A 14158-nucleotide genomic window follows, 5' to 3' on the forward strand; every position below is an offset into this window, starting at 1 on the left:
GGCCTCCTTCATGACAGCTGACCGGACTCGAATGAGCATAGCTCATTGTTACCTATACTCACAATGAATCTGGTCCTGATACTGTTCCCATTATGAGGACCGCAGCATGAGTACCGCTTCCGAGACCGAGCCCGCAGACCGAGCCGACAGCACCGACAGCGTGCTCGCCGAGCAGCTCCTGCGCCTGACCCGGCGGCTCCACCGCATCCAGAAGCGCCATCTGGAGCCGCTCGGAATCACCCCGGCACAGTCCCGGCTGCTGCGCACGGTCGCCCATCTCTCCGCCGGTCAGCCGCCCCGGATGGCGGACCTCGCCGCCCGCCTGGAGGTCGTGCCCCGCGCCGTGACCACACTGGTCGACGGTCTGGAGGCCGCCGACCGCGTGCGCCGCGTCCCCGACCCGTCGAACCGCCGCGTCATAAGGATCGAGCTCACCGACAACGGCCGCGCCACGCTGCGCCGGCTGCGCAACGCGCGAACCGACGCCGCAGAGGAGATCCTGGCTCCATTGACCGCCGATCAGCGCGAGGTGCTCGGCGGCCTGCTGAACGCCCTGGCGGACGCCCCGCCGGAGCTGCACTGCTGACCAGTCGGCGGGCCGGCCGGGAGAAGGCCGCGACTGCGCCGAACGAGTGAGTCGAGCGAGTTGAGGGGTTGCGCATGCCGCTGCTGGAACCGAAGCCGGGGGCCCTGCGGCCGCGGAGCATCAGCGCCCCCGCCCCCGACCGGGTGCCCGACCGGCGGGCGACCGGGACTCCCGAGACGCTGCGCCACGACCTGACCGAGCTGCTGGGCGCGGACAAGGTCCTCTGGAAGATCTCCGACCTGGTCCGCTACGCCTCGGACGCCTCCCCGTACCGGTTCGTACCCCAGGTCGTGGTGGTCGCCGAGGACATCGACGACGTCTCCGCCGTCCTCTCCTACGCCCACGGCAAACAGCGCGAGGTCGTCTTCCGCGCCGCGGGCACCTCGCTCAACGGCCAGGCCCAGGGCGAGGACATCCTGGTCGACGTCCGCCGCCACTGGGCCGGCGTCGAGGTGCTGGACGGGGGCCTGCGGGCCAGGATCCAGCCGGGCACCACCGTCCTGCGGGCCAATGCCGCCCTCGCCCGCCACGGCCGCGTCCTCGGCCCCGACCCGGCCAGCGCCATCGCGTGCACCCTCGGCGGAGTCGTCGCGAACAACGCCTCCGGCATGACGGCCGGGACCACGAGGAACTCGTACCGCACCCTGGCCTCCCTCACCTTCGTCCTGCCGACCGGCACCGTGGTCGACACCGCCGATCCGCTCGCCGACGAGGAGCTCGCCCACGCCGAGCCGGCCCTGTGCCACGGGCTGATGGAGATCAAGAAGGAGATCGAGGCCGACCCGGAGCTCGTCGCCCGCATCCGGGCCAAGTACGAGATCAAGAACACCACCGGCTACCGGCTCGACGCCTACCTCGACGGCTCCACACCGGTGCAGATCCTGCGCGGGCTGATGGTCGGCTCCGAAGGCACCCTGGGCTTCATCTCCGAGGTCGTCTTCGACACCCTGCCGCTGGACCGCGATCTCACCAGTGCACTGCTGTTCTTCCCCTCGCTGCCCGCCGCGGCCGCCGCCGTACCGCTCTTCAACGAGGCCGGGGCGATCGCCGTCGAGCTGATGGACGGCAACACCCTGCGCGCCTCGGTGGCCGTGGAGGGCGTGCCCGCCGACTGGGCGGAGCTGCCCAAGGACACCACCGCCCTGCTCGTGGAGTTCCGCGCCCCGGACGAAGCCGGCCGCGCGGAGTACGAACGGCGCGCCGCCGGAGTGGTGGCCGGGCTGGACCTGGTCGCGCCGGTGGCCTCGGTGACCAATGCCTTCACCCGCGACACGAAGACCATCTCCGGCTACTGGAAGGCCCGCAAGGCCTTCGTCACCGCCGTCGGCGGGGCCCGCGCCTCCGGCACCACCCTGATCACCGAGGACTTCGCGGTCCCCCCGTCCCGGCTGGCCGAGGCCTGCGAGGCCCTGCTCGAACTCCAGGCGGAGCACGGTTTCGACGCCGCCGTCGCCGGTCACGCCGCCCACGGCAACCTCCACTTCCTCCTCGCCTTCGACGCCGCCAAACCGGCCGACGTCGAGCGGTACGCCGCCTTCATGGACGCCTTCTGCCGGCTCACCGTGGAGCGCTTCGACGGCTCCCTGAAGGCCGAGCACTCCACAGGCCGCAACATGGCCCCCTTCCTCGAACTGGAGTGGGGACCCCGGGCCACGGAGATGATGTGGCGCACCAAGCGGGTGCTCGACCCGGACCTGGTGCTCGCGCCGCGGATCCTCCTCGACCGCGACCCGAAGGCACACCTGCGCGGCCTGAAGACGATCCCCCAGGTGGAGGCCGTGGCCGACCCCTGCATCGAGTGCGGGTTCTGCGAACCGACCTGCCCCAGCGAGGACCTGACGACCACTCCGCGCCAGCGGATCGTGCTGCGCCGGGAGATGATGCGCCAGCAGCCCGGCTCCCCCGTCCTGGGCGGACTGCTCGACTCCTACGGCTACGACGCCGTGGACACCTGCGCCGGCGACTCCACCTGCAAACTCGCCTGCCCCGTGGGCATCGACACCGGCGCCCTGATGAAGGACTTCCGCCACCGCCGCCACAGCCCGCGCGAGGAGCGCACCGCCGCGCTGGCCGCCCAGCAGTTCCGGACCGTCGAGGCCGCCGCCCGGCTGGCCGTGGCCGCCGCCGACAAGATCACCGACACCGTCGGGGACCGCGTGCTGGAGGCCGTGACGGGGCTCGCGCGCAGAGCCGTACGGCCGGACCTGGTCCCGGAGTGGCTGCCGCAGATCCCCGGCGCCGCCGCCCGGAAGCTGCCCGCGACCCGGCGGGTCGGCGCCGCCGCCGTGTACTACCCGGCCTGCGTCAACCGGATCTTCGGCGGCCCCGACGGCCGACCCGGCCCCTCCCTCCCGGAGGCCGTGGTGGCGGTCTCGGAGCGCGCCGGGAAACCGGTGTGGATCCCCCGGGACGTCACGGGAACGTGCTGCGCGACGATCTGGCACTCCAAGGGGTACGAGGCCGGCAACCGGGTGATGGCCAACCGGATCGTGGAGGCCGCCTGGGGCTGGACGGCCGGGGGGCGGCTGCCGCTCGTGGTCGACGCGTCCTCCTGCACCCTGGGCATCTCGCACGAGGTGGTCCCGTACCTCACGGACGACAACCGGGCGCTCCACGCCGAGCTCCGGATCGTCGACTCCATCGTCTGGGCGGCCGAGGAACTGCTCCCGCACCTGGAGATCCGGCGCACGATCGGGTCCGCGGTGCTCCACCCCACCTGTTCGATGCGGCACTTGGACGACGAGGCGCAGCTGCGGGCGGTGGCCGAGGCCTGCGCGGACGAGGTGGTCGTCCCGTACGACGCTGGGTGCTGCGCCTTCGCCGGCGACCGCGGCATGCTGCACCCCGAGCTGACGGAGTCGGCGACGGCGCGCGAGGCGGCCGAGGTGACGGCGCGGGAATTCGACGCGCACCTGTCGGCGAACCGGATGTGCGAGGTGGGCATGGACCGGGCCACCGGCCGGAGCTACTACTCGGCCCTGCTGGAACTGGAGCGCGCCACTCGCCCCTGACTCCGGAAGCCCTGGCCGGAAATGCTTTGGCCAACGGAAAATCGATTGCCCCGACCCGGTCCGGAACGCGAACCTTGCACGGTTTGGAACTCTCGACCAGTCATGGGGCGTCATGCAGATCAGCGATCTACCGTATCCGGACCCAGGGGTACCGGACGCTCGCTCCGGCCCCCGGTTCCTGTGGTGGCTGGGGCGCGGCCAACTCGGCGGACAGGCCAAAAGCCTGAGCTGGGGAATGCTTCACTTCTGCGGTATCGCCGGGCTGCCGTACGCGGTGGGCCTGGGTGTCGACGCCGTCGTCGACCGCGACGGCACCCGGCTGCTGTGGGTCGGTGGCCTGATCGCGCTGCTCGGCGTCGCGATCGCGCTCGGCGACTCCATGCTGCACCGGACCGCCGTCACCAACTGGATCACCGCGGCCGCGCGGGTCCAGCAACTGCTGGCGCGCAAGACCGCCGAGCTGGGCGCCGCCCTGACCCGGCGGGTCGCGGCGGGCGAGGTGGTGGCGGTGTCCACGGGCGACGTGGAGAAGATCGGCTGGTTCGTCGAGGCGGTCTCCCGCTTCCTCGCCGCCGCTCTCACCCTCCTCATCGGCTGCGTGGCGCTGCTCTTCTACGCCCCCGCCATCGGTGTGGTGGTCGCCATCGGCATGCCGGTGCTCGCCCTGGCCGTCCTGCCGCTGCTGCCGCGCGCCACCCAGCGCGCCGACGTGCAGCGGGAGAAGGCGGGCAAGGCCACCGAGCTGGCCTCCGACACCGTGGCGGGCCTGCGCGTGCTGCGCGGCATCGGCGGAGAGGAACTCTTCCTCAGCCGCTACCGCGAGGCCTCGCAGGAGGTCCGCAAGGCGGCCGTGCGCAGTGCCAGGATGTGGGCCCTGATCTCCGCGATCCAGGTGCTGCTGCCGGGCATCCTGCTGATCACGGTCGTCTGGTACGGCTCGGCGCTCGTGCTGGACGACCGGCTCGCGGTCGGCGAACTCGTCGCGGCCTTCAGTGCGGTGGCGACCATGCTGTATCCGCTGCGGCACTTCGAGGAGATCGCGATGGCGTACTCCTTCTCGCGCCCCTCGGCGAAGCGGGCCGCCCGGGTGCTGTCACTGACCCGGACGGAAGCCGAGGCCGAGGCCGGGGCCGCCGGTGGGACGAAGGCGCAGGCCCAGGCTCCCGCCTCCGGTGGCGACCTGTACGACCCGGAGACCGGGCTGCTGGCCCCGGCGGGCCGGTTCACGGCCGTGGTGTGCGGGGACCCCGATCTGGCGGGCCGGCTGGCCGAACGCCTGGGCGGCCACCCGATGGACGAGGGCTCCGGCCCCTCCGTCCTGCTGGGCGGGGTCGCGCTGGACGAGCTCGCGCTGGACACCGCGCGGACGCTGGTCCTCGTACAGGACAAGGATCCGGTGCTGCTGTCCGGAACGCTGCGCGAACTGTTCGACGTACCGGCTTCCGGGACGGTCGAGCCGCGCGCGGCGCTGGCGGCGGCCCAGTGCGCGGACGTGCTGGACGCGCTGCTGCAGTCCGCCCCGGACGGGGTGGACGACCCGATGGACGCCCGGATCACCGAGCGCGGCCGGTCCCTGTCCGGCGGGCAGCGTCAGCGGCTCGCGCTGGCGCGGTCGCTGGTCACCGATCCGGAGGTGCTGGTGCTGGACGAGCCGACCTCGGCGGTCGACTCGCACACCGAGGCGCGGATCGCGGACGGGATCGCGGAGCTCCGCTCCGGGCGCACGACGGTGGTGCTGGCGTCCTCGCCGCTGCTGCTGGACCACGCCGACCGGGTCGTACTGATCCACGAGGGCGCGGTGGCGGCGAGCGGCACGCACCGCGAACTGCTGCACGGCGAACCGCGCTACCGCGCGGTCGTCACCCGCGAGACCGAGGACGAGCAACGGCTCGCGCAGCTGAAGGCCGGACGGCCGGACGCCGTACTCACAGAGATCGAGGAATCCGCATGATCGGCGTGGCGCCGCCGCAATACGATCCGGCGGCCCCCGAAACGGCCGCGACCCTGCCCGTGGGCACGACGGCGACCGTACGGGGCTACGTGCGCGGCCTGTTCCGCCGCCACCGCCGGGCCTTCGTGGTCCTGGTGGCGGTCAACACCGTCGCAGTGATCGCCTCCATGGTGGGCCCGTACCTGCTGGGCCAGGTGGTGGACCAGCTCACGGCAGGGGCGCGCGAACTGCATCTGGGGCGCGTGGGACTGCTGTTCGCGCTGGCCCTGGTCGTCCAGACCCTGTTCGTCCGGATGGTCCGGCTGCGCGGTGCGATGCTCGGCGAGGAGATGCTGGCCGATCTGCGCGAGGACTTCCTCGTCCGCTCGGTGGGCCTGCCGCCCGGCGTGCTGGAGCGCGCCGGAACCGGCGACCTGCTCTCGCGGATCACCACCGACATCGACCGGCTGGCCAACGCCATGCGCGAGGCCGTGCCCCAGCTCGCCATCGGCGTGGTGTGGGCGGGGCTGCTCTACGGGGCCCTCGCCGTGACCGCGCCGCCACTGGCACTGGCCGCGCTGGTGTCGCTGCCCGTGCTGGTGATCGGCTGCCGCTGGTACTTCAAGCGGGCGCCCCGGGCCTACCGTTCGGAGGCGGCCGGGTACGCGGCGGTCGCGGCCGTGCTCACCGAGACGGTGGACGCCGGCCGCACCATCGAGGCGCACCGCCTCGGCGCGCGCCGGATCGAGCTGTCGGAGCGGCGGATCAAGGAGTGGACGGCCTGGGAGCGGTACACGCTGTTCCTGCGGACGGTCCTCTTCCCCGTCATCAACGCCACGTACGTGACGATCCTCGGCGCGGTGCTGATGATCGGCGGGTACTGCGTGATCCAGGGCTGGATGTCGGTGGGGCAGCTGACCACGGGCGCACTGCTCGCGCAGATGATGGTCGACCCGATCGGCCTGATCCTGCGCTGGTACGACGAGCTGCAGATCGCCCAGGTCTCGCTGGCCCGGCTGGTGGGCGTACGCGAGATCGAGCCGGACGCGGGGGACGCGGCCGTCTCCCCGGACGGCCGTGACGTCCGCGCGGACGCGGTCCACTTCGGCTACCGCGAGGGCGTCGACGTCCTGCACCAGGTGTCGATGTCGGTGCCGCCGGGCACCCGAATGGCCCTGGTCGGGCCCTCGGGCGCGGGCAAGTCCACGCTGGGCCGGCTGCTCGCGGGCATCTACGCGCCCCGGACCGGCGAGATCACCCTCGGCGGGGCGCGGCTGTCGCGGATGCAGGCGGAGCGGGTGCGCGAGCACGTGGCCCTGGTCAACCAGGAGCACCACGTCTTCGTGGGCTCGCTGCGCGACAACCTGCGCCTCGCACGCACCGGGGCCGCCGACACCGAACTGTGGGAGGCCCTCGGCTCGGTGGACGCGGAAGGGTGGGCGCGGGCCCTGGAGGCCGGCCTGGACACCGAGGTCGGTTCCGGAGGCACGGCGCTGACACCGGCGCAGGCGCAGCAGATCGCGCTGGCCCGGCTGGTGCTGGCGGACCCGCACACGCTGGTACTGGACGAGGCGACCTCGCTGCTGGACCCGCGTGCGGCCCGGCACCTGGAGCGCTCGCTGGCCCGGGTACTGGACGGCCGCACGGTGATCGCGATCGCGCACCGGCTGCACACCGCGCACGACGCGGACGTGATCGCGGTGGTCGAGGACGGCCGGATCAGCGAGCTCGGCTCGCACGACGCCCTGGTCGCGGCCGACGGCCCGTACGCGGCCCTGTGGCGCTCCTGGCACGGCTGACCGGCCTGCCCGCCAGAACGCCCCTGACGGCCACGGCTGTCAGGGGCGTTCCGGTCCGGCAGCGGGCCGGGCGCTCGGCGGGACTAGAAGAACCCGAGGGCCGAGGCGCCGCCGACTCCGCCGAGGAGCATGAAGACCGGCATGAGGACCTTGAGCTCCACCCAGCTGCCGGCGCGGAAGCGCATCATCTTCGGCGGGCCGATCGGGTACCAGCGCTTGCCCGCGATGGGGATCGGCCACAGGACCGGGCAACCGGAGACGGTCAGGGCGTCGCCGATGTCGTGGACCAGGGCGCCCAGCACGATCGGCAGCCCGAGCCACAGGTACTCCTGGCCGGGGCCGGTGAAGAGCCAGCCGGAGCCGTTGCCGGGCTGGTCGAGCACCCCGGCCAGTATCCAGGCGCTGGTCGCGCCGAGCAGCCAGACCAGGACGTCGCTGGACATCCGGGCGGCCCGCCACAGCAGGCCTTCGACGGCGAGGACCAGGTGGACGAAGAGGAGGAAGAGAACGCCCCAGCGGTCGGCGGTGACGGCGAGCGCGGAGGCGCCGGCGCCGATCAGGACGGCCCAGACCCAGGTGTGGGTCAGGGTGCGGTGGCCGCCGGTGCGGCGGGCGTCGCGCGGGGCCCGGGTCGCTTTGTAGACCCCGTAGGAGATCTTGTCGACCACCTCGCACAGGCCCCGGGAGAGCGGGCCGAAGGCGCGGGAGATCGTCGCCGACTTGTGGTCGAGGTCCGGGGCCAGGGCGGCTCCGGCGCAGATGAGGGCTCCGACGACGAGGACGGGCCAGGGCATCGGGTGCCCGGCGGCGGCTGCCGCCGCGCCCACCCCCAGCCAGGCCGCTGCCCCCGACAGTGAGTGCGCCGGACCCATCATGGTCGTTCCCCGCCCCGTTTGTGTGCTGGTCGGGCCCTGTTGACGGTGTCGCTCGGGCCGTGTCGACGGCACAGCGTACCGTCGATGATCTTCCTTCCGTCCGCCGGTTCCCTCATCCGGGGGGAAGCCAGGCAAGATGGGGGGTGTGACCCTCATTGATCAGCTCCCGCCGAACGCCGACCCCGATGCCCTCTTCGAGGCTTTCTCCTCGTGGGCGGAGGACCAGGGCATCACCCTGTACCCGGCTCAGGAGGAGGCGCTGATGGAGGTGGTCACCGGCGCGAACGTGATCCTTTCCACCCCGACCGGCTCCGGCAAGAGCCTGGTCGCGGCGGGCGCCCACTTCACGGCACTGGCCCAGGACAAGGTCACCTTCTACACCGCTCCGATCAAGGCCCTGGTCTCGGAGAAGTTCTTCGACCTGTGCAAGCTCTTCGGCACCGAGAACGTCGGCATGCTGACCGGCGACGCCTCGGTGAACTCGGACGCCCCGGTGATCTGCTGTACCGCCGAGGTGCTGGCCTCGATCGCCCTGCGCGACGGCAAGTACGCCGACATCGGCCAGGTCGTGATGGACGAATTCCACTTCTACGCCGAGCAGGACCGCGGCTGGGCCTGGCAGATCCCGATCCTGGAGCTGCCGCAGGCGCAGTTCATCCTGATGTCGGCGACGCTCGGCGACATGAAGCGCTTCGAGGAGGACCTGACCCGGCGCACGGGCCGGCCCACCTCGATGGTCCGCTCCGCGACCCGGCCCGTCCCGCTCTCGTACGAGTACGTCACGACGCCGATCACCGACACCATCACCGAGCTGCTGGAGACCCGGCAGGCGCCGGTCTACATCGTGCACTTCACCCAGGCCCAGGCGGTCGAGCGGGCGCAGTCGCTGATGAGCATCAACATGTGCACGCGCGAGGAGAAGGACAAGATCGCCGATCTGATCGGCAACTTCCGCTTCACCACCAAGTTCGGCCAGAACCTCTCCCGTTACGTCCGCCACGGCATCGGCGTGCACCACGCGGGCATGCTGCCCAAGTACCGCCGCCTGGTGGAGAAGCTGGCCCAGGCCGGCCTGCTGAAGGTCATCTGCGGTACCGACACCCTGGGCGTCGGCGTCAACGTCCCGATCCGCACGGTGCTGTTCACCGCGCTGACCAAGTACGACGGCACCCGGGTCCGCACGCTGCGCGCCCGCGAGTTCCACCAGATCGCCGGCCGCGCCGGCCGGGCCGGCTTCGACACGGCGGGCTATGTGGTGGCCCAGGCGCCCGAGCACGTCATCGAGAACGAGAAGGCCCTGGCGAAGGCGGGCGACGATCCGAAGAAGCGCCGCAAGGTGGTCCGCAAGAAGGCCCCCGAGGGCTTCGTCGCCTGGTCGGACACGACCTTCGAGAAGCTGATCGCCGCCGACCCGGAGGCGCTGACCTCGCGCTTCAAGGTCACCAACATCATGCTCCTGTCGGTCATCGCCCGGCCCGGCGACGCCTTCCAGGCGATGCGCCACCTGCTGGAGGACAACCACGAGCCGCGCAAGGCCCAGCTGCGGCACATCCGCCGGGCCATCGCGATCTACCGCTCGCTGCTCGACGGCGGGGTGGTCGAGAAGCTCGACACCCCCGATGCCGAGGGCCGCTCGATCCGGCTGACCGTCGACCTCCAGCAGGACTTCGCGCTCAACCAGCCGCTGTCCACCTTCGCACTGGCCTCCTTCGACCTGCTGGACCCGGAGTCCCCCTCCTACGCACTGGACATGGTCTCCGTCGTCGAGTCCACGCTGGACGATCCCCGCCAGATCCTCGCCGCCCAGCAGAACAAGGAACGCGGCATGGCCGTGGGCGCGATGAAGGCCGACGGGGTCGAGTACGAGGAGCGCATGGAGCGGCTCCAGGAGATCACCTATCCCAAGCCCCTCGAAGAGCTGCTCCTGCACGCCTACGGCGTGTACAGCAAGAGCCACCCGTGGGTCCGCGACCACCCCGTCTCCCCGAAGTCGATCATCCGCGACATGTACGAACGCGCGATGACCTTCACCGAGTTCACCTCGTACTACGAACTCGCCCGCACCGAGGGCATCGTGCTGCGCTATCTGGCGAGCGCGTACAAGGCGCTGGACCACACCATCCCCGACGACCTCAAGTCCGAGGACCTCCAGGACCTGATCGCCTGGCTCGGCGAGCTGGTCCGCCAGGTCGACTCCAGCCTGCTCGACGAGTGGGAGCAGCTGGCGAACCCGGAGGTGGAGACGGCGGAGCAGGCCCAGGAGAAGGCCGACCAGGTCAAGCCGGTCACGGCGAACTCCCGCGCCTTCCGCGTCCTGGTCCGCAACGCCATGTTCCGCCGGGTGGAGCTGGCCGCCCTGGACCACGTCAACGTGCTCGGCGAGCTGGACGGCGAGTCCGGCTGGGACGCCGATGCCTGGGGCGACGCCCTGGACGGCTACTGGGACGAGTACGACGACCTCGGTACCGGTCCCGACGCGCGCGGCCCCAAGCTGCTCCAGATCGAGGAGGACCCGGCGCACGGCCTGTGGCGCGTCCGCCAGACCTTCGCGGACCCCAACGGGGACCATGGCTGGGGCATCAGCGCCGAGGTCGACCTCGCGGCGTCGGACGAGGAGGGCCGGGCCGTCATCCGCGTCACCTCGGTCGGCGAGCTCGGCCAGCTCTGACCTCCCCCGGGTTCCGTCCGGGGGGACCCGCAACCGCAACCGAACCGGCGCCACCACGGGCGCCGGCCCCGACAGTGGAGATCCTCTGATGACGAACCCCGCCGAGAGGCTGGTCGATCTGCTCGACCTGGAGCAGATCGAGGTCAACATCTTCCGGGGCGCGAGCCCCCAGGAGTCCCTCCAGCGCGTGTTCGGCGGCCAGGTCGCCGGACAGGCCCTGGTGGCGGCCGGCCGCACCACCGAGGGCGACCGGCCGGTCCACTCCCTCCACTCGTACTTCCTGCGCCCCGGTATCCCCGGGGTGCCGATCGTGTACCAGGTGGAGCGGGTGCGCGACGGGCGCTCCTTCACCACCCGCCGGGTCACCGCGGTCCAGCAGGGCAAGACCATCTTCAATCTGACCGCTTCCTTCCATCAGCCGGAGGAGGGCAGCATCGAGCACCAGCTGCGTCCTCGCCATTTCCCGCACCCGGACACGCTCCCGAAGGTCGTGGACGAGATCCGCGAACACCTGGGCGCGCTGCCGGAGGCACTGGAGCGGATGGCCCGCCGCCAGCCCTTCGACATCCGGTACGTGGACCGGCTCCGCTGGACCCCCGAGGAGCTCAAGGGCGCCGATCCGCGCAGCGCGGTGTGGATGCGCGCCGTGGGCCCGCTGGGCGACGACCCGCTCGTGCACACCTGCGCCCTCACCTACGCCAGTGACATGACCCTCCTCGACGCCGTGCGCATCCCCGTGGAACCGCTGTGGGGCATGCGCGGTTTCGACATGGCCTCCCTCGACCACGCCATGTGGTTCCACCGGCCGTTCCGGGCGGACGAGTGGTTCCTGTACGACCAGGAGTCGCCCATCGCGCACGGCGGCCGGGGTCTGGCCCGCGGCCGGATCTACGACCTCGAGGGCCGGCTGCTGGTCTCGGTGGTCCAGGAAGGCCTCTTCCGCCCGTACGGCGCCAAGGCGTCCAAGCCGCCCGTGTCGCCCCAGTAGTCCGCCCCCTCCCCGAAGAACTGAGTGCACCCATGCCCACCCCGGCCCTGCCCTGCCCCTGCGGGCTGCCCGCCGCCTACCCGGAGTGCTGCGGCCGCTTCCACTCCGGCGAGCGGCAGGCGCCCACCGCCGAACTGCTGATGCGTTCCCGCTTCAGCGCCTTCGCCGTCGGCGACACCGCCTACCTGCTGCGCTCCTGGCATCCCTCGACCCGGCCGGGCAGCCTCGAGCTGGACCCCGGGCAGCGCTGGGAGCGACTGGAGATCCTGTCCACCGGGCGCGGCGGCATGTTCGAGACGGAGGGCTCGGTGGAGTTCCGGGCGCACTACCGCGAGGGCCGGCACACCGGCTCACTGCACGAACACAGCAGCTTCTCCCGCGAGGCCGGAGCCTGGGTCTACGTCGGCCCCCTCTCCCCCGTCGACTTCGACTGACCCCGGGCTCCGGTCAGCGCGAAGTCCAGGCTGGTGCGGTACCAGAGGATCTCGTCCGGATCCTCCGCCACCAGCAGCCGGGCCGCCACGGCGGCGGCCGCCGGGAGCTGCGGATGCCCATAGGGCGCGGGTGGAGCGAGCCCCGCGAGCAGGATCCGCTCGGCCGGGTCGGGTGCGGTCTCGCGCACATCGGATTCCGGGAGCACGGAGGCCAGTACGGCCGCCCGCTCCCAGGGGTCGGCGGTCCGTCTCAGCAGCAGCCCGACGTGCCGCTCCCGCCACTTCCGGGGCCGCAGGTCGGCCTTGGCCGCCACCAGCTCCCGGTCCCCCGGCGGGGCGCTCCCGCGCAGCATCCCGGGCTTGGCGGCCGCGAAGTCCCGTAGCTCCGCGGTCAGATAGAGCCAGACCACCGCCCGGTACCGGTTGATCCGGTACCCCACCGGGGTGACGTGTCCGCAGCGCGCGAGCCGGGTGAACCTGCTCGGGCCGACTCCCAGGGCGGCGGCCGCCGCTTCCGCTCCCGCCACCGTCTCCACGAGCCCGCGCAGCGTGTCGGGCGACCCTTCGGCCGACCGGACCCGGCCGAGCTCGGTCGGGGTGAAGCGTGCGGCGCCGCCGGGTCCCGGCGGCCCGGCACGCACGATGCCCAGTTGTACGGCGCGGGCGAACTCGCTCCGGCTCAGCCCCAGTTCCCCCGCGGCCCGTCCGCCGCCCACGAGGCCCTCCACCGCTTCCCCGCGCACGATCGTCTTCGTCATCACGCTCTCCCCACCAGAAGTGATTACTGTGTGTGAAGAACGTAACTCAGCGCGACGACATCGCGCTGGGGCTGTGGATATCCAGAAAAGCCCAGGTCAGAGCAGGTCAGCTCAGGGCCGTCCCAGGACCGGCCCCGGTCAGCCCCCCGTGATCCGCCGCTCCGCGACCCCCAGGTGCTCCCCCACCCGGTTCACCAGCAGCGTCATCTCGTACGCGACGTGACCGATGTCGGCCTCGGCAGCGCTCAGGACGCACAGGCAGCTGCCCGCCCCCGCCGCCATCACGAAGAGGACCCCCTCGTCGTACTCGACCATCGTCTGGCGCACCTCGCCCGCCCGGAAATGCCGCCCCGAGCCCTTCGCCAGGCTCTGCAGCCCCGCCGCGACGGCCGCCAGGTGCTCCGCGTCCTCCCGCGCGAGGCCCGCACTCGCCCCCGTCACCAGGCCGTCGTTGGAGAGCACCACCGCATGCCGGACCTGCTGGACCCGGCGGGTCAAATCATCGAGCAACCAGTCCAGTTGCTTGTCCAGAGCCATATTCAGTCCCTCCCCGTCGACGCGCCCGGCCCGGCCGCGCCCCACCCCTCACCACTCGTGCCGCCAGCCTTCCCCACCAGCGGCTTTCCGGCAAGGAGGATGGACGCATGGTGAAGAAGATGACTCAAGAGGAATGGCGGGCGTTCGTCTCCCACTCCACTCGCACCGGAAAACTGTCCACCGTCCGAGCGGACGGAAGCCCCCACATCGCTCCCATCTGGTTCGTTCTCGACGGGGATTCCTTCGTGTTCAACACCGGGAAGGACACCGTCAAGGGGCGCAATCTGGCCCGTGACGGCCGGGTCGCGCTCTGTGTGGACGACGACCGGCCTCCGTACTCCTACGTCGTGCTCCAGGGCCGCGCCGAGATCAGCGAGGACTTGGACGAGATGCTCCCGTGGGCCTCCCGGATCGGCGCCCGGTACATGGGAGAGGAGCAGGGCGAGGCCTTCGGCCGCCGCAACGCCGTTCCCGGTGAACTCCTCGTCCGCGTCGGAATCGAGAAGGTGATCACCGTGAACGGGATCACCGACTGAAGCGACCGAACCGTCCGAACCGACTGACACGCGTGC

The 14158-nt window shown here is 71.7% G+C and carries 11 protein-coding genes; 8 read left to right on the forward strand and 3 right to left on the reverse strand.

Annotated features, from left to right (window positions below):
• Positions 1 to 106 precede the first annotated feature (106 nt).
• The 4 genes from OG490_RS05235 to OG490_RS05250 all read left to right on the forward strand — a co-directional run bounded on the left by OG490_RS05235 (position 107) and on the right by OG490_RS05250 (position 7326).
• Positions 107 to 586, forward strand: coding sequence for a MarR family winged helix-turn-helix transcriptional regulator (locus tag OG490_RS05235; protein ID WP_330295105.1), 480 nt, complete (start codon positions 107 to 109; stop codon positions 584 to 586).
• 74 nt (positions 587 to 660) lie between these two features.
• Complete coding sequence (locus tag OG490_RS05240) at positions 661 to 3597, forward strand: FAD-binding and (Fe-S)-binding domain-containing protein (protein WP_330295106.1); 2937 nt, start codon at positions 661 to 663, stop codon at positions 3595 to 3597.
• 112 nt (positions 3598 to 3709) lie between these two features.
• The gene (locus tag OG490_RS05245; protein WP_330295107.1) at positions 3710 to 5548 is read left to right on the forward strand and encodes an ABC transporter ATP-binding protein; all 1839 of its coding nucleotides are present in this window, start codon (positions 3710 to 3712) and stop codon (positions 5546 to 5548) included.
• The gene (locus OG490_RS05250) at positions 5545 to 7326 is read left to right on the forward strand and encodes an ABC transporter ATP-binding protein (RefSeq protein WP_330295108.1); all 1782 of its coding nucleotides are present in this window, start codon (positions 5545 to 5547) and stop codon (positions 7324 to 7326) included. Before OG490_RS05245 ends, OG490_RS05250 begins: the two co-directional genes overlap by 4 nt.
• Positions 7327 to 7409: 83 nt before the next feature.
• On the opposite strand, the gene OG490_RS05255 is transcribed toward OG490_RS05250, so the two are convergent.
• A complete protein-coding gene (locus tag OG490_RS05255) occupies positions 7410 to 8201 on the reverse strand; it encodes a metal-dependent hydrolase (RefSeq protein ID WP_330295109.1) in 792 nt (263 codons plus the stop codon).
• Between the two features lie 145 nt (positions 8202 to 8346).
• Here OG490_RS05255 and OG490_RS05260 point away from each other — a divergent pair, with 145 nt between their 5' ends.
• From OG490_RS05260 to OG490_RS05270, 3 genes are all read left to right on the forward strand, one after another.
• Complete coding sequence (locus tag OG490_RS05260; protein ID WP_330295110.1) at positions 8347 to 10869, forward strand: DEAD/DEAH box helicase; 2523 nt, start codon at positions 8347 to 8349, stop codon at positions 10867 to 10869.
• Positions 10870 to 10957: 88 nt separating this feature from the next.
• The gene (locus OG490_RS05265; protein WP_330295111.1) at positions 10958 to 11857 is read left to right on the forward strand and encodes an acyl-CoA thioesterase; all 900 of its coding nucleotides are present in this window, start codon (positions 10958 to 10960) and stop codon (positions 11855 to 11857) included.
• Between the two features lie 32 nt (positions 11858 to 11889).
• Entirely contained in the window at positions 11890 to 12291 is a 402-nt protein-coding gene (locus OG490_RS05270; protein ID WP_330295112.1) for a YchJ family protein, read from the forward strand.
• Here the strand turns inward: OG490_RS05270 and OG490_RS05275 are convergent.
• Together OG490_RS05275 and OG490_RS05280 are read right to left on the reverse strand one after the other, a co-directional pair.
• Positions 12255 to 13049 carry a DUF6397 family protein gene (locus tag OG490_RS05275; protein WP_330295113.1) on the reverse strand — a complete coding sequence of 265 codons (795 nt, stop codon included), beginning with the start codon at positions 13047 to 13049 and terminating at the stop codon, positions 12255 to 12257. The two genes, OG490_RS05270 and OG490_RS05275, sit on opposite strands and share 37 nt — an antisense overlap.
• Before the next feature lie 138 nt (positions 13050 to 13187).
• Positions 13188 to 13586 carry a roadblock/LC7 domain-containing protein gene (locus OG490_RS05280; RefSeq protein WP_112449847.1) on the reverse strand — a complete coding sequence of 133 codons (399 nt, stop codon included), beginning with the start codon at positions 13584 to 13586 and terminating at the stop codon, positions 13188 to 13190.
• 107 nt (positions 13587 to 13693) lie between these two features.
• Between OG490_RS05280 and OG490_RS05285 the strand changes: the two genes are divergently transcribed.
• Positions 13694 to 14122 (forward strand): PPOX class F420-dependent oxidoreductase, encoded by a 429-nt coding sequence (locus OG490_RS05285; protein WP_330295114.1) that lies wholly within the window; start codon positions 13694 to 13696, stop codon positions 14120 to 14122.
• Positions 14123 to 14158: the final 36 nt, after the last annotated feature.

Origin of the sequence: Streptomyces sp. NBC_00503, from assembly GCF_036346895.1 — a bacterium.
GTDB lineage: Bacteria > Actinomycetota > Actinomycetes > Streptomycetales > Streptomycetaceae > Streptomyces.